Annotated in this window: 20 protein-coding genes and 1 pseudogene; 7 read left to right on the top strand and 14 right to left on the bottom strand. The window is 71.9% G+C overall.

Features of this window, described 5'->3' with window-relative positions; genetic code table 11:
- Positions 1–24: 24 nt before the first annotated feature.
- Positions 25–1,608: a FadD3 family acyl-CoA ligase gene (locus OHS70_RS20875; protein ID WP_328399316.1), complete on the bottom strand. Its 1,584-nt coding sequence runs from the start codon at positions 1,606–1,608 to the stop codon at positions 25–27.
- Positions 1,609–1,665: 57 nt separating this feature from the next.
- Here OHS70_RS20875 and OHS70_RS20870 point away from each other — a divergent pair, with 57 nt between their 5' ends.
- From OHS70_RS20870 to OHS70_RS20860, 3 genes are read left to right on the top strand one after another with little or no spacing between them, the layout of a single operon-like run.
- On the top strand, positions 1,666–2,814 hold the full coding sequence (locus tag OHS70_RS20870; RefSeq protein ID WP_328399315.1) for a lipid-transfer protein: 1,149 nt from the start codon (positions 1,666–1,668) through the stop codon (positions 2,812–2,814).
- 1 nt (position 2,815) lies between these two features.
- Positions 2,816–3,244 carry a Zn-ribbon domain-containing OB-fold protein gene (locus OHS70_RS20865; RefSeq protein ID WP_328399314.1) on the top strand — a complete coding sequence of 143 codons (429 nt, stop codon included), beginning with the start codon at positions 2,816–2,818 and terminating at the stop codon, positions 3,242–3,244.
- Positions 3,241–4,017, top strand: coding sequence for an enoyl-CoA hydratase/isomerase family protein (locus tag OHS70_RS20860; RefSeq protein WP_328399313.1), 777 nt, complete (start codon positions 3,241–3,243; stop codon positions 4,015–4,017). Before OHS70_RS20865 ends, OHS70_RS20860 begins: the two co-directional genes overlap by 4 nt.
- Before the next feature lie 504 nt (positions 4,018–4,521).
- Here the strand turns inward: OHS70_RS20860 and OHS70_RS20855 are convergent.
- The 5 genes and pseudogenes from OHS70_RS20855 to OHS70_RS20835 form a co-directional block, all read right to left on the bottom strand.
- Entirely contained in the window at positions 4,522–5,076 is a 555-nt protein-coding gene (locus tag OHS70_RS20855; RefSeq protein ID WP_328399312.1) for a hypothetical protein, read from the bottom strand.
- Positions 5,077–5,174: 98 nt separating this feature from the next.
- Complete coding sequence (locus OHS70_RS20850; protein ID WP_328399311.1) at positions 5,175–5,681, bottom strand: hypothetical protein; 507 nt, start codon at positions 5,679–5,681, stop codon at positions 5,175–5,177.
- Positions 5,682–5,752: 71 nt separating this feature from the next.
- Positions 5,753–6,397, bottom strand: coding sequence for a hypothetical protein (locus OHS70_RS20845; RefSeq protein WP_328399310.1), 645 nt, complete (start codon positions 6,395–6,397; stop codon positions 5,753–5,755).
- 115 nt (positions 6,398–6,512) lie between these two features.
- The gene (locus OHS70_RS20840; RefSeq protein ID WP_328399309.1) at positions 6,513–8,915 is read right to left on the bottom strand and encodes an outer membrane protein assembly factor BamB family protein; all 2,403 of its coding nucleotides are present in this window, start codon (positions 8,913–8,915) and stop codon (positions 6,513–6,515) included.
- A gap of 446 nt (positions 8,916–9,361) precedes the next feature.
- Positions 9,362–10,162, bottom strand: a pseudogene (locus OHS70_RS20835) (VOC family protein); the annotation flags it as partial.
- 246 nt (positions 10,163–10,408) lie between these two features.
- Between OHS70_RS20835 and OHS70_RS20830 the strand changes: the two are divergent.
- Complete coding sequence (locus tag OHS70_RS20830; protein WP_328399307.1) at positions 10,409–11,056, top strand: TetR family transcriptional regulator; 648 nt, start codon at positions 10,409–10,411, stop codon at positions 11,054–11,056.
- A gap of 215 nt (positions 11,057–11,271) precedes the next feature.
- Here OHS70_RS20830 and OHS70_RS20825 read toward each other — a convergent pair whose 3' ends face one another.
- From OHS70_RS20825 to OHS70_RS20815, 3 genes are all read right to left on the bottom strand, one after another.
- Positions 11,272–11,742 (bottom strand): nitroreductase family deazaflavin-dependent oxidoreductase, encoded by a 471-nt coding sequence (locus tag OHS70_RS20825; RefSeq protein ID WP_328399306.1) that lies wholly within the window; start codon positions 11,740–11,742, stop codon positions 11,272–11,274.
- Positions 11,742–12,923 (bottom strand): acyl-CoA dehydrogenase family protein, encoded by a 1,182-nt coding sequence (locus tag OHS70_RS20820; protein WP_328399305.1) that lies wholly within the window; start codon positions 12,921–12,923, stop codon positions 11,742–11,744. Before OHS70_RS20820 ends, OHS70_RS20825 begins: the two co-directional genes overlap by 1 nt.
- Positions 12,924–13,003: 80 nt before the next feature.
- Positions 13,004–13,375, bottom strand: a complete 372-nt coding sequence (locus OHS70_RS20815; protein WP_328399304.1) for an iron chaperone — start codon at positions 13,373–13,375, stop codon at positions 13,004–13,006.
- 33 nt (positions 13,376–13,408) lie between these two features.
- Here OHS70_RS20815 and OHS70_RS20810 point away from each other — a divergent pair, with 33 nt between their 5' ends.
- Positions 13,409–14,578 carry a thiolase C-terminal domain-containing protein gene (locus OHS70_RS20810; protein WP_328399303.1) on the top strand — a complete coding sequence of 390 codons (1,170 nt, stop codon included), beginning with the start codon at positions 13,409–13,411 and terminating at the stop codon, positions 14,576–14,578.
- A gap of 46 nt (positions 14,579–14,624) precedes the next feature.
- On the opposite strand, the gene OHS70_RS20805 is transcribed toward OHS70_RS20810, so the two are convergent.
- Together OHS70_RS20805 and OHS70_RS20800 are read right to left on the bottom strand one after the other, a co-directional pair.
- Positions 14,625–15,977, bottom strand: a complete 1,353-nt coding sequence (locus OHS70_RS20805) for a flavin monoamine oxidase family protein (RefSeq protein ID WP_328405789.1) — start codon at positions 15,975–15,977, stop codon at positions 14,625–14,627.
- A 167-nt stretch (positions 15,978–16,144) separates the two neighbouring features.
- The gene (locus OHS70_RS20800; RefSeq protein WP_328399302.1) at positions 16,145–16,747 is read right to left on the bottom strand and encodes a TetR/AcrR family transcriptional regulator; all 603 of its coding nucleotides are present in this window, start codon (positions 16,745–16,747) and stop codon (positions 16,145–16,147) included.
- A gap of 78 nt (positions 16,748–16,825) precedes the next feature.
- On the opposite strand from OHS70_RS20800, the gene OHS70_RS20795 reads away from it, so the two are divergent.
- Positions 16,826–17,515, top strand: a complete 690-nt coding sequence (locus tag OHS70_RS20795) for a pyridoxine/pyridoxamine 5'-phosphate oxidase (RefSeq protein ID WP_328399301.1) — start codon at positions 16,826–16,828, stop codon at positions 17,513–17,515.
- Here OHS70_RS20795 and OHS70_RS20790 read toward each other — a convergent pair.
- Positions 17,493–17,927, bottom strand: a complete 435-nt coding sequence (locus OHS70_RS20790; protein WP_328399300.1) for a Zn-ribbon domain-containing OB-fold protein — start codon at positions 17,925–17,927, stop codon at positions 17,493–17,495. The genes OHS70_RS20795 and OHS70_RS20790 overlap by 23 nt on opposite strands.
- On the bottom strand, positions 17,924–18,376 hold the full coding sequence (locus OHS70_RS20785) for a DoxX family membrane protein (protein ID WP_328399299.1): 453 nt from the start codon (positions 18,374–18,376) through the stop codon (positions 17,924–17,926). The genes OHS70_RS20790 and OHS70_RS20785 overlap by 4 nt, the downstream gene beginning before the upstream one ends.
- Before the next feature lie 176 nt (positions 18,377–18,552).
- On the opposite strand from OHS70_RS20785, the gene OHS70_RS20780 reads away from it, so the two are divergent.
- Positions 18,553–19,749, top strand: a complete 1,197-nt coding sequence (locus tag OHS70_RS20780) for a flavin-containing monooxygenase (RefSeq protein WP_328399298.1) — start codon at positions 18,553–18,555, stop codon at positions 19,747–19,749.
- A 22-nt stretch (positions 19,750–19,771) separates the two neighbouring features.
- Here the strand turns inward: OHS70_RS20780 and OHS70_RS20775 are convergent, their stop codons facing one another.
- Entirely contained in the window at positions 19,772–20,278 is a 507-nt protein-coding gene (locus tag OHS70_RS20775; RefSeq protein ID WP_328399297.1) for a GNAT family N-acetyltransferase, read from the bottom strand.
- Positions 20,279–20,490: the final 212 nt, after the last annotated feature.

Raw genomic sequence — 20,490 nt, 5'->3', positions numbered from 1 at the left:
GGAGCACCGAGCGGTCTGTGAACGCTATGTCGCCGGGCGCAGGGCCGACTGAGCTCGCAGTTCCGTCTTGAGCACCTTGCCGCTCGCGTTGCGCGGCAGCTCCCCGACGAACTCCACCTGCCGTGGGACCTTGTAGTTCGCCATCTCCCGCCTCGACCAGGCGATCAGATCGTCCGCCGTGAGTGTCGAGCCGTCGCGCCGGACCGCATACGCCTTGCCCACCTCGCCGAGCCGCGGGTCCGGGACGCCGATCACCGCCACGTCCGCGATGTCGGGGTGCAGGCCCAGGAGTTGCTCGATCTCGGCCGGGTAGGCGTTGAAGCCTCCGACGATGAACATGTCCTTGATCCGGTCGGTGATAAGGAGGTTGCCCGCGTCGTCGAGGACGCCCACGTCCCCGGTGCGGAGCCAGCCTTCCGGTGTGATGGCGCGGGAGGTCTCCTGCGGGTCCTCGAAGTAGCCCCGCATGACATTGTGTCCGCGCACCAGGACCTCCCCCGGCTCGCCCGGCCCGGCGAGCACCTTCACCTCGGTGCCGGGGATCGCGCGGCCGGAGGTGGAGGCGATGACGGAGGGGTCGTCGCCGCGGCGGCACATGGTGACGATGCCGCTCGCCTCGGACAGGCCGTAGGCGGTCAGGACGGTGGCGATGCGCAGTTCGGTGCGCAGCCGTTCGACGAGCCGCAGCGGGACGACGGCCGCTCCGGTGACGACGAGGCGCAGCGCGCTCAGGTCGTGGCGGTCGCGGGCGGGGTGGTCGAGCAGGGACTGGTGGAGGGTGGGCGGGCCCGGCAGCACCGAGATCCGTTCGGCGGCGATGTTGGCGAGGACGGTGTCCACGTTGAAGACCGGCTGAGGAACCATGGTCGCGCCCCGGGTCAGGCAGGCGATGATGCCCGCCTTGTAGCCGAAGGTGTGGAAGAAGGGGTTCACGATCAGATAGCGGTCGTCCTCGCGCAGTCCGGCGAGTTCGCTCCACAGGTCGTAGCAGCGCAGGGTCTGGGCGTGGGTGATGACGGCGCCCTTGGGGCGGCCGGTGGTGCCCGAGGTGTAGACGATGTCGGACGGGTCGTCGGCGGTGACGCTGTCCGCGCGGGCGCGCACCTGGGCGCCTGTGACGGCGTCGCCGTCCGCGAGGAACTCCTTCCAGGTGCGGTAACCGGGGGCGTCGGGCGCGCTGTCGGCGAGTACCACGACCTGTTCCAGATCGGGCAGTGCCACGTCCGCGCGGCGCAGGGAGGCGACGTACGAGGTGCCGAGGAAGGTGCCGGTGACGAAGAGCAGTCTGGTGCGTGAGCGCTGGAGGACGTAGGCGGCCTCGGTGCCCTTGAAACGGGTGTTGAGGGGCACGAGGACGGCGCCGGCGCTCACTGCCCCGAGGGCGGAGACGATCCAGTCGAGGGTGTTGGGCGCCCACACGGCGACCCGGTCTCCCTTGCGGACGCCTGCGGCGATGCAGGCGGCCGCCGCGCGCTCGACGCGGTCGCCGAGCTCGGCGTAGGTGACACGGGTGCGGCCTTCGACGACGGCCTCCCGCTCCCCGTGACGCCGCGCGGCGTCCCGTACCAGCCTCGGGACGGAGCCCCACTCCAGGTCACCACGTCGCATGGCTAGCCTCCCTCACAGTAGCTGACGGTACGTCAGATTAGCTGTACCCTCCCCCACATGGCGAGCCTCAAGGACGCGACAGCGATAGCCGGGATCGGCCGGACCCCCTTCGCGAAACAACTCCCTGAATCCGAGAAGACCCTGGCGTGCCGGGCGATCCTGGCCGCACTGGACGACGCGGGCATCGCACCCTCCGAGGTGGACGGCTTCGCCTCGTACACGATGGAGGAGACCGACGAGGTCGAGGTGGCCAAGGCCATCGGGGCGGGCGACGTCACCTTCTTCTCCAAGGTCGGGTACGGGGGCGGCGGTTCGTGCGCGACCCTCGCCCATCTCGCCGCCGCCGTCGCCACCGGGCAGGCGAGCGTCGGAGTGGCGTGGCGCTCACGCAAACGCGGCTCGGGCCCGCGGCCCTGGAAGAACACCGCCGCGCAGCTGCCCACCCCGGGCCAGTGGACCCGGCCCTTCGGCCTGCTGCGGCCCGCCGACGAGATCGGCATGCTGGCGCGGCGCTACATGCACGAGTACGGCGCCACCCGGGACCACCTCTTCAACGTCGCACTCGCCTGCCGCAACCGCGCCAACCAGAACCCGGCCGCGATCATGTACGAACGACCGCTGACCCGCGAGATGTACATGACCTCCCGCTGGATCAGCGAGCCGCTGTGCCTGTTCGACAACTGCCTGGAGACGGACGGCGCGCTGGCCTGTGTGATCGTGAGCGCCGAGCGGGCCCGCGACTGCCGCCACAGACCCGTGTACCTCCACGCGGCCGCCCAGGGCCTGCCCGCCCAGCACCACGGCATGGTCAACTACTGGAACGACGACCCGCTGACCGGCCCCGCATGGACGGCCGCTCGCCAGCTGTGGAAGAACGCCGACTTCGGGCCGGACGACGTCGATGTCGCCCAGATCTACGACGCGTTCACCGCGCTGGTCCCGCTCTCGCTCGAGGGCTACGGCTTCTGCGGCCGCGGAGAAGGTGCGGCCTTCACGGAGGGCGGCGCTCTGGAGATCGGCGGCCGGCTGCCCCTCAACACCGGTGGCGGCGGGCTGAGCGAAGCGTACGTCCACGGCTTCAACCTCATCACCGAGGGCGTGCAGCAGCTGCGCGGCACCTCCACCGCCCAGGTGCCGGGCGCCGCGACCTGTCTGGTCACGGCGGGCGAGGGCGTGCCCACTTCGGCTGTTCTGCTGAGGAGTTGAGATGCTCACACCCGTGGTCGACGAGGACGGCGCGCCCTTCTGGCAGTACGCCGCACAGGGCGAGCTGCGCATCCAGGCCTGCGCCGCCTGCGGGGAGCTGCGCTTCCCGCCGCGCCCCTGCTGCCCGCACTGCCAGTCGTTCGACAGCGAGTGGCGCAGGATGAGCGGCCGGGGCCGGATCTGGTCGTACGTGCTCCCGCATCCGCCGCTGCTGCCCGAGTACGCCGCCCAGGCCCCCTACAACACGGTCGTCGTCGAACTCGCGGAAGTGCCCCGCATCCGGCTCGTCGGGAACGTGGTGGCCGCGCCGGACGCGGCACTGAACTCGGTCGATCCCGCCCGCCTGCGCATCGGGGCGCAGCTGAGGGTGGCGTTCACCGAGCTCGCGGACGGGACGGTCGTACCGCGCTGGCTGCTGGAGCGCGCATGAGCATCCGGGTGGAGACGGACAAGGACACCGGCGTCGCCCTCGTCACGCTGGACCGGCCCGGCAGGCACAACGCGATCGACCTGGCGATGGCGGAGGAACTGTGCCGCGTATGGCGGGGGTTCAGATACGACGACTCGGTGCGCGCCGCGGTGGTGACGGGAGCGGGGACACGGGCGTTCTGCACCGGGATCGACCGCGGCGCCGAGGTGCCGCAGCCCTCGTCCCCGTACTCGGTCGACGATCCGCTGATCGCGATCGGCCCGAAGGCGAACGACCTGTGGATACCGGTGATCGCGGCGGTGGAGGGGATGGCCTGCGGCGGCGCGTTCTATCTGCTCGGCGAGAGCGAGTTCGTCGTCGCGTCGCGCGAGGCCACGTTCTTCGACCCGCACACGACGTACGGGATGGTCAGCGCCTACGAGTCGGTGTATCTGGCACAGCGGATGCCGCCGGGCGAGGTCGCCCGCCTGGCACTGATGGGGACCGCCGAGCGGACGTCGGCCCGGCGGGCGTACGAGACGGGACTGGTCTCGGAGCTGACCGAACCGGGCGGCGCGGCGGCAGCCGCGCTGCGGGCGGCGGCCGTGGTGGCGGCGTACCCGGCGGACGCGGTGCAGGGGACGGTGCGCGCGGTGTGGTCGGCGACCGAGGCCGCCCGGACGCAGGCCCTCGCCCATGCCCCGCACCTGATCGCGCTCGGCAACCTGCCGCCGGAGCGGCAGGCCGAGCTGTTCACGAGCGGCCACGGCAGGGGCGGGTACCGGCTGCGCTAGGCCCTGTCCGGGCGGTCTTCGAGGATCAGCCTGCGGCGTCGGATGCATGGGGCCTCCCCAGGCCCACCAGGCCGAGGCATGCGGTCTCCCCAGGCCCACCAGGCCGAGGCATGGGGCCTCCCCAGGCCCACCAGGGCCGAGACATGAGGCCTCCCCAGGCCCACCAGGGCCGAGACATGAGGCCTCCCCAGGCCCACCAGGGCCGAGACATGAGGCCTCCCCAGGCCCACCAGGGCCGAGACATGAGGCCTCCCCAGGCCCACCAGGGCCGAGGGGACGTATCGCAGGCCGGTAGGGGTACCGCCCGGCCGGAGGCCGGAGGAGATCGCCCTCGTACCGGACGCACTTGGGCGACTCCGACAACACAGCGAGGTGCCGTAGCCCGGGGTACCTCCTGGGGGTCCCCCCGGACGGAGTCCTGGGGGAGAAGCTCTGGGGGAGCGTCGCACGCCCGACAAGGTCAGCCCGGACCGGGCCCAGGCAGCCGCGGCCGTACGGGTGGTGTCAGGAGGCCTCGGCGGTACGGGTGGCGCTGACGATCCAGCACCCCCGGTCGTCCCGTGGCTTGCCGGAGCCGGCATAGGGGGCGCTGGCATCGGTGGTGTAGTTGCTGTACGCGGCGACCGTCACATCGTCGAGCTGCGCGACCACCGGTTCTCCGCCGTCGCCCGCGAAGTGCACCTTGATGTCGTAGCTCTGGTCCGCGTCGCTCTGGTTGTCGATGGAGAGCTGACCCCTGAGCAGCGTTCCCCCGGGGTCGATGCTGCAGAAGTCGATCTCCACCTCCCCCCTCGCGTCGACCGGACCGGTCACGCCCCCGGCGCCGGGCGTCTGGGTGGCGTCGCCACCGCCGGAGGCGGAACCGCCGCCGGACGTGACGTCGATGTCGTCATCGTCGTCGTAGTGGCCGCCGCCGGTGGTGCTGCCGCCGCCGCTCGAGCTGGAGGAGCTGGAACTGCTGTCGTTGTCGCAGCCGCCGCCGCGCGAACCGCGGGCACCGGTCAACGCGATCAGGACGATGCCGAAGGCGGCGACCGCACGGACATGACGAATCTTCACGTTTCAACCCCCCTGGCCCTGTGGCCGGATGTGCGCGCTCGAACGAGCGCGCGTCACCCTAGCAGCGGCCGGTTCCGGGCCGAAGACCCTGTGCGAGCTCAGCTCGCGGTACGGCTCGCGAGGACTACTTCGCACTTCTTGTACTCGGAGCCGTCACCGGAGCCGGTGTACGGCGTGCTGATCTCCTTCGTCACGGACTCGCCCGCCGGGACGGCGGCGGCGTCGAGCCTGGCGACGGCCAGGTCCGCGCTCGGGCCACCGACCTCACCCTTGAACTGCACGCTCGCGTTGTAGTTGTAGTCCAGGGAGTCGCTGTTCCTGATGGTGAGGCGCGCGGTGAGGTTCTTGCCCGCCGCGTCCAGCCCGCACTTGGCGATGCTGATGTCACGCATGGCCTGGTTGGCGCTGGAGCCACCGCCGGAGACCGACCCCCCACCGGTGGTCGTGCTGTTGTCGTTGTCGTGGTTGCTGCCACCGGTGCTGCTGCCGCCGCTGGAGCTGCTGGAGCTGCCGCCGCAGCTGCCGCCGCCCGAGCCGCGGGCCCCGGTCAGCGCGACGAGAACGATTCCGAAGACGGCAACAGCGCGGACATGACGAATCTTCACGTTTCAACCCCCGTTGAAAGTGTGGGTGGATGGGCTCCTTGACGAGCTCACGTCACCCTAGCAGCGGTCGTTCAGCGCTCGTCGGGCCTGTCCGGAATGGGCAGCGTCGGCGGCCCCTCGGGCCCGTACGGGTCGAAGGGCGGCGGCTGCCCGTACGGCGGGGGCTGTCCGTAGGGCGCCGGCCGGTCGTACGGCTCGGCAGGTCCGGGCCGTGGGGTCCCGCCGTACGGCTCCTGCTCGTCCGGCGGCACATAGGGGTACGCCGGCGGTTCCTCGTCGTACGACTCCACGCGCCCGTGCCTGCGGCCCCGCCCGCTCATCACCGCGGCCCCGATCAACAGCAGCACCCCACCGCCGAACGCGGTGGCGACCCCGGTGCCGAGAGCCGCCGCGTCACCGCCGACGGTGAGGCTGCCCGCAGCCTGACCCTGGCGGACCGTCCACAGGACGGTGAAGCCGAGCACGATCAGTCCGGAGAACGCCACCAGCAGCCGCGAGCGCAGTGCGACACCGACCAGGGTCACCAGTGCGGCGAAGACGAAAGGCAGCAGGATCGAGGTGGTGAGCTCGGCCCCTGCGCCGGTGATGCCGCTGAACAGGTCCTGGATGCGGTAGTCGCGCCCGGGACGGCCGTCGTACCAGTCACGGAAGGGGCTCCATACGGCGGCCGTCGCTCCGGCGAGAGCGAGGAGTGAGCCGATGACGTTGCGGATCATCGCCGGCCTCCCTCTTCCAGCCGCTCTCGATCACGACGCTACGCCGGACGGGGGCGCGCCGCCAACGGACGGTCCGCCCCGTGCGACGCCCCGCGCCCGTTCCCGGTCGCGGGGCTCATCGCCCCCCGCGGCCGGTGGCCGTGCCCTTGACCGCGTCCAGCGCGTACACGCAGCGGTCCTTGCTGCACGCGTAGACGACACCGTTCTGCGCCACCGGGGAGCCGGTGATCTCGCCGCCCGTCGCGAGCTTCCAGCGCAGCTGGCCGCCGCTCGCGTCGAGCGTGTAGAGCACATGGTCGGCAGAGCCGAAGTGCACCCGCCCGTCGGCCACGACCGGGGCGCCGATGACCTCTCCGCCGGCCGGGAACCGCCACAGCGGCGTGCCGGTGACCGCGTCCAGCGTGTAGAGCGCGTTGCCGCTGCCCACATGGACGTTGCCGCCGGCGACCAGGACCGGCTCGATGGACTGGCGCGCCTCGGTGGCGATCCGCCAGCGGTCCTTGCCGGTCGTGGCGTCCAGCGCGTACACCGTGCCGAGGTAGTCGGCGAGATACACGCCGCCGCCCGTCACCGCGGGGCCGGGCGCGAAGGTGGGCGGGGACAGGAACACCGCCGGGGCCTCGAAGTGCCAGCGCACCAGGCCGGAGGCGTTGTCGACAGCCAGGACACGGGTGCCGGCCGCGACATACACATAGCCGTCGGACGCGGGGTGCACCCGGACCGGGACGTTGCCGCAGGACGCGGCGTCGCCGACCGGGTACGACCAGCGCTCGTCGCCGGTGCGCGCCTCCAGCGCGCGGAGCCGGGCGTCCTTCCACACGTACACCGTGTCGCCGAAGATCTCGGGACCCGCCTCCGCGGTCTCGAAGTCGCTCTGGGCCCCGGTCAGTTCCCACAGCTTCTCGCCGTTGGAGGCCTCCCAGGCCTGGACGCCGCCGCCGCGGGTGCCGGTGAGGACGGTGCCGCGGTCGACCCTGAGGGAGTACACCCAGGCATCGGTCTGCAGGCGCCACCGCTCGCTGCCGGTCGCCGCGTCCAGCGCGTACAGCGAGGGCCCGTCGGAGGCGTGGATACGGCCCGCGGCCACGGCCATCGCCCAGGCGACGTCGCGCGTCTTGAACTGGCGCCGGCCGCTGGCCACGTCCAGGGCGTGCACCTCGAAGGAGGTGACATAGAGCAGATCGCCGTCGACGACGGGGGTGCCCCAGACGTCGTTCGACATACGGAAACGCCACGGGCGCCAGTGCGAGGGGGCGGTGTCCGGAGCCGGCGCGGGAGCGGGCACCGTGGACGGTACGGCGCCGCCCGCGGCTTCGGAGCCGTTCAGCCCGGCAGGCGGGCGGATCCAGCCGGTCGCCGGTCCCGCCTCGGCCTGGGCGAGGCGGGAGGCGTCCGCGGCACGCGGACCGGGGCCGATCGGCACGTTCGAGCCAGGCAGCCGTACGGGAGCGGCCGCGGCGTGCGCGGGTACCTGCGCCGACCGGCCGCTGCGCGGGTCGCCGCCGCTGCGCCAGTCCGCTTCGTGGTCGGGGACGGGCGCGGGCGGCCGAGGGGGCCGCGGCGGAGTGGCGGGGACCGGGTCGGCGGGGCGTGGCGCGGCCGGCAGAGCAGCCTGGGGGCGGACGCCGCCGCGGCGGGCCTCGATCATCGTGGTGGCGCTCAAGGGCAGCCAGGCCGAGGCCGTACCGCTGTCGTCGTCACCGCCGGAGGAGAACAGATGCGGGGCGAGCTGGGCCTGCAGATCCTCGGGCGTGGGCCGCCGTCCGGCCTCCATCTGCATGCACGAGTCGATCAGCGGCCGCAGCTCGTCCGGCAGGCCCGCCAGGTCGGGACCCTCGCGCAGCAGCATGAAGACGGTCTCGACCGGGTTCGCGCCGTGGAAGGGCGCATGACCGGTGGCCGCGAAGACCAGGGTGGAGCCGAGCGAGAACACATCGCTCGCCCCGGTCACGCTGCGCGAGTCGCGCGCCTGCTCGGGCGACATGTACGCGGGCGTGCCGACCGCGACGTTGGTCATGGTCAGCCGGGTGTTGGAGACGCCGGACGCGATACCGAAGTCGATGACGCGCGGCCCGTCCTCGACCACCAGCACATTGGACGGCTTGAGATCGCGGTGGACCAGGCCCGCGCCGTGGATGGACTGCAGCGCCTCCGCGATGCCCGCCGCGAGCCAGCGCACCGCCTGCGCGGGCAGCGGCCCGCACTCGTTCACGATCTCCTCGAGCGAGGGGGCGGGAACGTACGCGGTGGCCAGCCACGGGACGGCCGCCCGTGGGTCGGCGTCCACCACGGCCGCGGTGTAGAAGCCGCTGACGGCGCGAGCTGCCTCCACCTCGCGTGTGAAACGGACCCGGAACAGCTGGTCCTCGGCGAGCTCGGTACGCACGGTCTTGATCGCCACTCGCCGGCCTGATGCCGACCGGGCGAGATAGACCAGTCCCATGCCACCGGCACCAAGCCGGCCCAGCACCTCGAACGGACCGATCCGTCTCGGGTCGTGCTGCGTCAGCTGCTCCATACCTGCCTGCCACCTCCCCGTACGGGCCCCAGGTCGAATCGGGTCCGTCATTTACAGCCCCGTGAAGCGTCCCACCACCGAAGCCCACAGCGGTGCGCACCCTGATTCTTCCTTTCCCGGGCGACGGTTGCGAACCCGGGGGCGGATCGGGGTGTCTCACCCCGTTTCGGGCATGGCAGGCCGAAGGGGCAGGGGGTACGCAGTGTCGTATACGTCCGGCGGGCCTACCGCGTTCAGGATTCCTGCGTACGCGGGGTGTCCTCGGCGTCGCCGCCCTCGTCGGCGTCATCGTCCTCGCGGGGCTTCCGACGTCCCTCCGCCTCGCCCTTCGCCTCGCGCTCTTCCTGCTTCTGCTCCCCGCCCCGCTCCTGGTCGGGGGGCTGATCGGCGGCCCGGCCGGTGGCCTGTTCGGCAGGCCGGTCGGCGCGCTGATCGGCGGGCTGTCCGGGCGCACTGGGCTCCGAGAGGACCGCGAAGGCGGCGCCCTGGTTGTCGGTGAGCACCGCGATCCGCCCGTACGGAATGTCGAAGGGCGGAGCCTGGACGCGGCCGCCGAGCCGGACGACCGTTTCGGCCGTCCAGTCGCAGTCCTCGACGCAGAAGTAGACGAGGAAGTGGCCGGGCATCTCGGCCGGGAAGGCGTCGGTGAGCAGGGTGCGCCCGCCGACGGCCGTACGCTCGCCCGGCTCGGTACCGGCGGGCGACCACATCCGGAAGTCGACGGGCGCGCCGGGCAGGTCGGTGCCCTGGAAGCCGAAGACCGACTCGTAGAAGTCGTCGGCGGTGTCCTTGTCCCGGGTGTACACCTCGGTCCAGCAGAACGTGCCGGGCACGCCCATCTTCTCGAAACCGGGCTGGTCCCCGGCCTGCCAGAGTCCGAAGACCGCGCCGCCCGGATCCGCGGCGACCGCCACGACCCCCGCCTTGCCCACCGGCAGCGGGTCCATGATCATCTGGCCGCCCGCCTCCCGGATCCGGCGACTGAGGGCGACGGCGTCCGGGGTGGCGAAGTAGACGCTCCAGACGGTGGGCATCCGCCCGTCCCGCTTGGGCACGAGGGCGGCGACCAGCTTGTCGCCGCTGTAGGCGTCGGCATACCGGCTGCGGGTCCCGCCACCGGGAAGCTCTTCGCCACCCCGCCCGACGAAGGTCCACCCGAAGAGATCGCCGTAGAAGCGCTTGCCCGCCTCGACATCGGGGAGAGACGCGTCCACCCAACACGGCGCGCCTTCTGTGAATGCGGCCATGGACGTGATTCCTTCCGTGTGGCACCCGTCACACTCAAGTTAACGGTGCTTCACGCGTGGCGCACGGAATCAAGTTGAACATTTGACCATATGGGCGTGATCGGGCAGCTCCCCCGGAGCGGATTTCGTTGAGTTGTCCACGGAAGTTATCCACAGGCTGTTGATAACACCATTGCCTTCTGCCAGCTGCACCCCATTTGCAGTCGGCCGAATCGCGCGCCGATCACCCCTCGGTAAGCTGACGGCATGACAGGACAAGTACGTACCGTCGACGGCCGGGTGGCCGGACGACGCGGCCAGGCGACGCGGCAGAAGCTGCTCGACTGCCTCAGCGAGATGCTCAGCTCCTCGCCGTACCGGGACGTCAAGGTCATCGACGTGGCCCGGAAAGCGGGCACTTCGCCCGCGACGTTCTACCAGTACTTCCCCGATGTCGAGGGTGCCGTACTCGAGATCGCGGAGGAAATGGCCAAGGAGGGTGCAGGGTTGACCGAACTGGTCGCCGGACGCTCCTGGGTCGGCAAGGCGGGCGCGCAGACGTCCGAGGATCTGGTCGAGGGCTTCCTGGACTTCTGGCGGCGTCACGACGCGATCCTGCGGGTGGTGGATCTCGGCGCGGCGGAGGGCGACAAGCGGTTCTACAAGATCCGCATGAAGATCCTGAATTCGGTCACCAACTCCCTTACGGAGGCGGTGAAAGATCTCCAGTCCAAGGGCAAGGTCGACAAGGACGTCAGCCCCCCGGCGATCGCCGGCGCACTGGTGGCGATGCTGGCGGCGGTCGCGTCGCACCAGAAGGGCTTCACGACCTGGGGTGTGAAGCAGGCCGAACTCAAGCCGAATCTGTCGCTGTTGGTGCATCTGGGCATCACGGGCAAGAAGCCGACGAAGTAACGAGGCCGCGACGCGGTACGCCAAGTCCTGTCACACCGACGGCGGTTCACCATCCGGTGACCGCCGTCGGCGCGTTTGCGCACATTCCCCGCGGTGGCACCCCCTCCGGGGCGCGGGCAGCTCCGAGCGGACACGGGCCGAAGGCCCGTGCGGGCGCCGGCCCGGGAGAACGGCCCGGCACAGGTGCGCCACCACCCGCAGGCCCGGCGGTCGCGTCACCGTCTCGTCAGCCGGAACAGCCGGATCTCGCGGGCGATCCGGGACTGGTACGTCGCGTACGGGGGCCAGAACCTGAGCGCCGCCTCCCATGCCGCCCTGCGTTCCTCGCCCGTCAGCAGCCGGGCGTGGACCTGGATCGTGCTGCCCTTCCAGCTGATCTCGGCGGCCGGATGGGCCAGCAGGTTCGCCGTCCAGGACGGGTGACCGGGGCGGCCGAAGTTGGAGCCGATCAGCAGCCATGTGCCCGGCTCCTCCGGCATGCACGCCAGCGGTGTGGTCCGCGGCAGACCCGTCCTCGCACCGCGGGCCGTGAGCACGACGCCGGGCAGCATCCGGGCGCTGAGCAGGACCTTTCCGCGGGTCAGACGGTGCACCGCGCGGTCCATGGCCGGGATGAAATGCGGGGCCACGCGCGCGAAGACACGGGTCGAGGAGACCTTCTGGACCAGGCGGCGACCGGGCGCCATCACGCCACCCCCTCGCGTGCGAAGAGCCCGGCTCGCTCCGCCGCCCGGTCGCGCAGGCGGTGGACCGGGCCGAACAGCAGCTCGTCCGCGGCGGCCCGCTTGAAGTACAGGTGCGCCTCGTGCTCCCAGGTGAAGCCGATGCCGCCGTGCAGCTGAATGGCCTCCCCGGCCACCGTGCGCAGGGTCTCCAGGCCGGCCGCCAGGGCGAGCGGGCCGGCGGCCTTGTCCCGGGCCGCGTGGTACGCCGCCGAGCGGGCCGCCTGCACAAGTACGTACAGGTCCGCCAGCCGGTGCTTGAGCGCCTGGAAGGAGCCGATCGCCCGGCCGAACTGCTCCCGGGTCCGGACGTACTCGACCGTGCGGTCCAGCGCGCTTCCGGCCGCGCCCGCGGACTCGGCGGCCAGCAGCACGGCCGCAGCCGTCCCGGCGGCCGCCAGCGCGTCCGCCACCGCGTCACCCTCGTCCGCTTCGCCCAGCAACTCGGCGGCGGCATCCCGCAGTTCGATGCACCCCTGCGGCCGTGTCTCGTCCAGCGTGGTCAGCCGGGTCCGCGACAGCCCGGCGGTCTGCCCCCGGACCAGGAACAGCAGCGTACGGCTGCGCGCGAAACCTCCGGTGTGCGCCGCGACCAGCAGCAGCCCGGCGCTGTGGCCGTCGAGGACCTGGCCGGCCTCCCCGTACAGCAGCCAGCCGCCCCCGCGCTCCTGCCGCGCCTGGACACCGCCTGCCCGCCCGCCCCCGGCCCAGGCTCCCGCCCCCGGGTCGCCGGTCAGCCCGAGGGCCTGCCCGAGGCTGTCCCCCGGCACGGCAAGTGCGCAGGTCAGCGAGGCGTCCGCGACACGCGGCAGCAGTTCGGCGCGCTGCCCGGGGGTGCCGAGTGCCATGATCAGCGGTGCCACCAGGCCGGCCGTGGCCAGCAGCGGGGACGGCAGCAGCGCCCGTCCGGTCTCCTCGCAGGCGAGGGCGAGTTCCGTGAGGGTGCAGCCCACTCCCCCGTACTCCTGCGGCAGGGCGAGGCCGGGCAGGCCGAGCCGGCCGGCCAGTTGGGCCCACAGCGCGGTGTCGTACCCGGCGTCCGACCCGACCGCGGTCCTGAGGTCGGCCGGGCCGCACCGTTTGGCGAGCACCTCGCGCAGGGTGCGGCGGATCTCGTCCTGCTCGGCCGTGAAGGCGGCATCCATCGGGCGGGCTCCTCTCCGGCGAGCCGGATCTGACGGAGCGTCATATTAAGCCTCGCCACCGCGGATGCCCAGGGGCGGGATCAGCAGACCTCGCCCGGCGCCGCCGCCGTCGCCCGCAGCAGGTCCCGCACAAGATCGAAGTCGATCCGCTCCATACGGCGGAAGCGCAGGCAGCCCTTGCCCATGTCCTGGCCCGCGAGCCGCTCCTCGAAGGCGTCCCGGACGCCGGGACGCATCAAGTAGAAGGACAGATACTGCTTCTGGCTCGCGAAGGCGATCTCCGGTTCGCCGCCCACACGCCGGTACGCGGGCATGCCGTACGCCATCACCTCTTCGTACTCGGCCAGTTCCGTACGGCACAGCTCCCGGATACGGACCAGCGCGGTGAGCCGGTCGGGGTCCGCCACCTCGGCGAGATAGCCGTCGACGTCTTCGGATGTGCTTCGGGTCATGCCGCACACGCTATCTGATGTACCGTCAGATACATGGCTTCCACTCCGCGCAAGGTCGCCGTCGTCGGAGCATCCCTCTCGGACTGCGGTCGCGTCGACGGCCCCACTCCCCACGCCCTGCATGCCCAGGCCGCCCGCCGCGCGCTCGCCGACTCCGGACTCGACCGCTCGCTGGTCGACGGCTTCGGATCGGCCGGCCTCGGCACGCTCGCACCGATCGAGGTCGCCGAGTATCTCGGCCTGCGGCCCCGGTGGCTGGACTCCACCGCCGTCGGCGGCGCCACCTGGGAGGTCATGGCCGCCCATGCCGCCGACGCGATCGCTGCCGGGCACGCGAACGCCGTTCTCCTGGTGTACGGATCGACCGCTCGCGCCGACATCAAGGCGCGGCGCCGCACCTCGGACCTCTCCTTCGGCAGCCGCGGCCCGCTGCAGTTCGAGGTGCCGTACGGACACACGCTGATCGCCAAGTACGCGATGGCCGCCCGCCGCCACATGCACCAGTACGGCACGACGCTGGAACAGCTCGCCGAGGTGGCGGTCCAGGCGCGGGCGAACGCCGCCGCCAACCCGGAGGCGATGTTCCGCGACCCGATCACCGTCGACGACGTACTGGCCGGTCCGGTGATCGCGGACCCGTTCACCAAGCTGCACTGCTGCATCCGCAGCGACGGCGGCTGCGCGGTGCTGATCGCGGCCGAGGAGTACGTGCCGGACACTGCGAGGACCCCGGTGTGGATCCTCGGCACCGGTGAGTACGTCTCCCACACCACCATGTCGGAGTGGGAGGACTTCACGGTGACCCCGGCGGCGGTCAGCGGGCGGCTGGCGTTCGAGCGGGCAGGGGTACGTCCGGACGAGATCGACATCGCCGAGATCTACGACGCCTTCACCTACATGACCCTGGTGACCCTGGAGGACCTGGGGTTCTGCGGGAAGGGCGAGGGCGGGGCCTTTGTGGAGAAGGGGCGGCTGCTGCGGGACGGCGGGCTCCCCGTGAACACGGACGGCGGCGGACTGTCGGCCTGCCATCCGGGTATGCGGGGGCTGTTCCTGCTGGTCGAGGCGGTGCGTCAGCTGAGGGGCGAGGCAGGCGACCGCCAGGTCCGGGGGGCCGGGGGGCGGCTCCCGGAACTGGCGGTCGCGTCCGGGACCGGGGGCTGGTTCTGCTCCTCCGGCACGGTTGTCCTGGGGCGGGGCTAGAGCCCGTTCCTCCGGGTCGGGCAAGCCCGGCAGCCTCCGGAGGACCTCACAGGTCCGCGGCGGCCAGGACCTCGCCGGCGGCCCGCTCGCCGGAGCGCACCGCACCCTCCATCAGTCCGTGCATCAGCGTCGCCGACTCCGTACTCGCCCAGTGGACCCGGCCCACGGGCTCCCGCAGCGCGCTGCCGTAATTCGTCAGCGCGCCCGGCGGGAAATGGGCGACCATCCCGCCCAGCGACCACGGCTGGGCCGACCAGTCGGTCTCCAGATACGCGGTGGGACGGCGCGCCGCTGGGCCGAAACGCTCAGCGAGCGCGTCCAGCCAGACATCCCGGCGCTGCTTGGGCTCCAGGCGCCCCAGCCGCACGGCCCCGGCACCGAACGCGTAGCTGCTCAGCACCCCCGGCGTGCCCGAGCGCGGAGTCTGGTCGATGGTGATCGGCACCAGCGACTCGGGCGCGAGCGACTGCCCCGACAACTGCTGCTGTCTCCAGAACGGCTCGGGGTATTCGGTGTGCACCCGGATGATCGTCCCGGGCACCAGCCGTTGCCTCAGGTGGCTGTGTGCCGCGGGCAGCGGCGGTTCGAAGGAGATCCGGCCCGCCAGCACAGGTGGAGTGGCCACGATCACCCGCCGTGCTCGTACGCTGAGCGCGTCGGAGACGACCTGCACGTCGGTGGTGTTCTGCACGATCCGCCGGACCGGGCTGGACAGGTGCACCGCCGGTCCGAGGCGCTCGGCCATTCGCCGGGCCAGCTCGGGCGCCCCGCCGTCCACGAGATGGGATTCCGTCTTCCGGACGTCGGTGTAGTAGCCGAAACCACCCCCGCCGCGCGCCAGAACGAGGGCGCCCAGCAGCGAGACTTCCGCCGGGTCGGCGCAGAACAGCAGATTCATCGTCGACCTGATGAGCGTGTGTGCCGTGGCCGAGGGCACGTTGAGCGGGTGGGAGAGCCACTGCCCGAGCGTCCGGGCGTCCCACGCCCGTGCTCGCCGGGCCTTCCAGGGGGCGTTCGCCGGAAGCCGCCGGGCCATCAGGTTCAGACGCAGGAACGCCAGCCCGAGTGAGGCGAGTGCCATGGGTCCTGCCTTGGGGATGCCGCCCCGGTAGCGGCGATCGAGTCCGTCGAGGCGCACGAGATGATCTCCCTCGTCGTACTGCGGATACACCTCGAGCCCCAGCTCCCGGCAGAGCTGGAACATCCTTTCCTGGCCCTTCCCCAGCCATGTGCCGCCCGCGGAGACCACAGTGCCGCCCGGCAGCTCCCGGTTCCAGACCCGGCCGCCCACCCGGTCCCTGGCCTCGAGCACCACGACGTCGCGTCCGGCCGCGGCCAGTTGCCTCGCGGCGGCCAGTCCGGCGAATCCGGCGCCCACGACGCACACGTCCGCTGTCATCTGCTTCACGACCCACCTCCACGGTCAGCCTCGCCGACCGGGGTCCGAAGCGCCCGGTGGGTGATCCGGCCGGGCGTGACAGGAGGCCATTGGCGTGGTCCCTCCGCCGGGAACCGGCCCTGCGCGCGTCGGCGCCCCGTGCACCGCGGCCGGAAAGTCGTCCGTGGTCAGAGGGACCCTGGATCCGACGGCGCGGGAGGGCCGGGGAGCAGCCGCTCGACCAGTTCCGCGACGAGGTCGCCCGCCTGCTGCTCGGAGAACACGCCGGGCAGCGTGAGGCGCTCCACGACCAGCCAGTTCGCCGCCAGGTAGATCATCCTGACCGCGTCGGCGTCACCGGGCAGTCCGGCCGCGAGATGGCCGCTCACACTGTTCTCGACGTCCTCGCTGACGCGCGCGGTGAGCAGGGCGCGCAGTGCGGGCCGGCGGGTGGCCTCCAGGCGCAGTTCGAGCAGCGCGAGGTAGCCGGTGCCGAACGCCGAGACCCGCTCCACCATCTCCCGTACGAGCTGCGCGGTCCTGGCGCGGGTGGCCGGGCCGGTGCGCATGGCCTCCATCGTGGCCTCGTCCGGACGCAGGCGTTCGTAGATACGTGCGCCCGCCTGGTTGAGCAGGTCGTCGCGGTTGGCGAAGTAGTTGGATGCGGTGCCCTTGGGGACCCCGGCCTCGGCGTCGACGGCCCTGAAGGTCAGACCGCGCGCGCCGTCCCGGGCGAGGAGTTCGATCGCGGCGTCCACGAGCGCCGCACGCCGCGCCAGGTTCCGCCTCATGCCCTGCTCCTCACCGCTCACTGCCCCGCTGTACCACTGCAAGCGTAGTGGTGCAGTCACGGGATGTTGAATGCCCGTATGAACCCCACGCATCACGACGACGCGAGCGAGTCCCAGGAGTCCTTCCGCGCGCTCCTGCGCACCCAGCGGGTGTGGGACATCTCCCTGCCCGCCTTCGACCCGGCCACCGCACCCGGCGCTCCGCTGCCGCTGTTCCACCGGTGGTTCGCCGAGGCCGTGGCGGCCGGGCAGACCGAGCCGCACACCATGACCCTGGCCACCGTGGACGACCAGGGGCGCCCCGACATCCGGACGCTGATGCTTCACGACGCGGACGAGCACGGCTGGCACTTCGCGTCGCACTCCACCAGTACCAAGGGCCGCCAGCTCACCGCCCTTCCCGAGGCGGCGCTCGGTTTCTACTGGGCCGCGCAGGGCCGCCAGATCCGGCTGCGGGGCCCGGTGGTCACCGCCTCGTCCACCGAGAGCCAGGCCGATCTGCACGCCCGCTCGACCGGAGCGCTGGCCGCCGCGCTGACCGGGCGGCAGTCCGACGTACTCGGCTCGCTCGACGAGCTGGCGCAGGTCTCGCACGCGGCATGGGAGCGGGCCCAGGCCGAGCCGGCGGCGCCGGTGCCGACCTGGACGCTGTACGTGCTCCGGCCCCGGGAGGTCGAGTTCTTCCAGGGCGAGGCGAGGCGGCAGCACGTACGGCTGCGCTACCGCCGCGACGCGGATTCCTGGGTCAGGGAGCTTCTGTGGCCGTGACGTGCGCCGCGCGCCGGGCAGCCGGACGGAAGACCGGGACGGCCGGCGCGTCCCCCTCCCTGCGGAAGCACACCATCAGCTCCATCCCGATGCGCAGATCCTTCTCCTCGCACGCGACGATCCCGGTCATCATCCGCGGCCCCTCGGCGAGGTCCACGACGGCGGCCGTGTACGGGACGCGGTCGCCGAACGGCGGCAGGTCGTTGCGGTGCACGACGGACCAGGTGTAGAGCGTGGCGCGGCCGCTCGCCCGCTCCCAGTCGACGTCGTCGCTCCAGCAGTGCGGGCAGAACTCCCGCGGGTAGTGGTGGGCCAGTGCGCAGGCCCCGCAGCGACGGATCAGCAGCTCGCCGCCGGCCGCGGCGTCCCAGAAGGGGCGGGTGAAGTCGTCGATGTCCGGGATCGCGGTCAAAGGAAGAGTCCGATCGCGCTGTCGAGGGACCAGGTCTGCCAGGCCATGGTGAACAGGGCGACGAGCGATATGAGGGCCATCATGGCGTTCTGCCCCTGCTCCGCCCAGTCGTGGATCATCAGAACCAGATAGAGCAGATTGAGCAGCAGGCCGCAGACGAGGGCGACGGGGGTGAGGAAGCCGGCGATCAGCCCGAGCCCCAGGGCGAGTTCGGCATAGACGACGACGTACGCCATCAGCCTGGGCCGGGGCGCCACCACCTTCTCGAAACCCGTCCGCACCTGCGGCCACTTGTGCTTGCCGGCGACGTCGGCGGCCCAGGCGATACCGGTCCCCTGCTCGAACCAGCCCTTCTTGTCCTTGTGCCGCCAGCTCTCCAGCCACCACAGACCGAGGCCGATTCGCAGGACGGCGACCCATTCGGCGCCGGTGAGCCAGACGGTCTGCATCGGACCTCCCACTTCCCCGCTCGCGTTCCTGACGGTACGTCAGTTCAGCGGATGAGGCCGGTGCGCGCAAGAGGGCTACGGGGTGCACACAAGAGCTCCGCGGCCGTGATCGATTCGCAACCGAACCCCGTCTTGACTGAGACCCATCAAGGCGAGCGGTCATTACGCTCACGCGCATGGCAGACGAAAAGGACAGTGGCAGATACACGGGCATCGACCGGACGAACGACCGGCCCGTCTATGTCATCGGTGGCGGCCCGGGCGGGCTCGCCGCTGCCGCCGCGCTGCGCGAGCGCGGTATACGCGCCGTGGTGCTCGAGAAGTCCCCGTCCGTCGCCGCCTCCTGGCGGCGCCACTACGACCGGCTGCGCCTGCACACCACCCGCCGGCTCTCCGGGCTGCCGGGCCTGCCGATACCCCGATCGTTCGGCCGCTGGGTCTCACGGGACGACATGGTCCGCTACCTGGAGAAGTACGCCGATGTCCACGAGCTGGAGATCATCACCGGGGTCGAGGTCTCCCGGATCGAACCCGTGGGCGACGACTGGCTGCTGCACGCCACGGGCGGACGGCAGCTGACCGGGCGGGCCGTCGTGGTGGCCACCGGCCACAACCACACCCCGGAACTGCCCGACTGGCCGGGCCGCGCGGCGTACACACGGGAGTTGCTGCACGCGAGCGAGTACCGCAACGCCGCCCCGTACGCGGGCAAGGACGTACTCGTCGTCGGCGCCGGCAACACCGGCGCCGAGATAGCCGTCGACCTGGCCGAGGGCGGCGCAGCCCGGGTACGTCTCGCCGTACGCACCCTCCCGCACATCGTGCGCCGTTCCACCGTCGGCTGGCCCGCCCAGCGCTCCGGCATCCTGGTGCGCAGGCTGCCGGTACGGCTCGTGGACAGGGCGTGCGCACTGCTGGCGAAGGTGACCGTGCCCGACCTCACGGCGCACGGACTGCCGCGCCCCGACACGGGCCTGTACTCCCGGGCGAAGGACGGTGCGATCCCGGTCCAGGACGCCGGCCTGATCGACGCCGTGCGCTGCGGAAAGGTCGAACCGGTCGCCGCACTCTGGTCGTTGGACGACGACAAGGTGGTGCTCACGGACGGCACCCGTATCGCACCGGACGCGGTGATCGCAGCGACCGGCTACCGGAGCGGGCTCGAGGGGCTGGTCGGCCATCTCGGCGTGCTCGACGCCCGCGGCCGGCCGGTGACACGCGGCGGCCGCACCCCCGCCGAGGCGCCGGGGCTGTACTTCACCGGGTACACCAACCCCGTCAGCGGCATGCTGCGTGAGATCGCGATCGACGCCCGCAGGACGGCCCGCGCCCTCGCGCACCGGATCGCCCGGCAGGACGCCCGCAAGCACTGACGGCCGGGTGTGCGCCTTTCACTCAACGGACGGCATCCTCAAGGCCGTTGCTCAGGTCCCGCGCGTAACCCATCCCCGGGAGGCCGCCCAGCCGGACCTCGCCGGTGGGCACGAATCCCGTACGGGCCAGTACGGCCTGCGACCGGGCGTTGTCGAGCGTGGTCGCCGCCCGCAGCAAGGTCAGTCCGTACTCGGTGACGGCCAGGGCGCACACCTGCCGGACGGAGGCGGTGGCCAGCCCCTGGCCGGCGGCCTTCGCCGCGATCCGGTAGCCGAGCTCGGCGGATCCGTCGGCCACGTCGACCAGGTTGACCCGCCCCAGCACCTCGCCGCCGCCGCCCACCAGTACATGGAAGTGGCACAGCCCGGCGGCCTGCTCGGCAAGCAGGCCGCTGTGCCGTGCGTCGAAGTGGGCGAAGTAGTCGTCGCCGCGGTCCGGTACGGAGGCCGCGAAATAGGCCCGGTTCTGCTGCTCGAACGCGAGCAGGGCCGGGGCATGGCCGGGGCGAAGACGTTGGAGTGCGGGCACGGGGGAACGGTAGGCGTCCGCCCGCTCGGGGCGCCAGCGCTTTCGCGCCCACCCGCGCTCCGGACCGGTCCCTGGCGTACACCGAACATGCCGATGCCACCGGCCATCTGATCACGCGGTTCTCCGGCCGACGGGGCGTGGAACTGCTGACAGAAATCGCCATCGACCCCGACGCGGATCAGGAGGATCGCGAGAGAGCACTCATGTGGCTG

Origin of the sequence: Streptomyces sp. NBC_00390 (genome assembly GCF_036057275.1) — a bacterium.
Lineage (GTDB): Bacteria > Actinomycetota > Actinomycetes > Streptomycetales > Streptomycetaceae > Streptomyces.
Note: the sequence above shows the minus strand (reverse complement) of the source record. Positions and strands in the feature narration are given on the sequence as shown.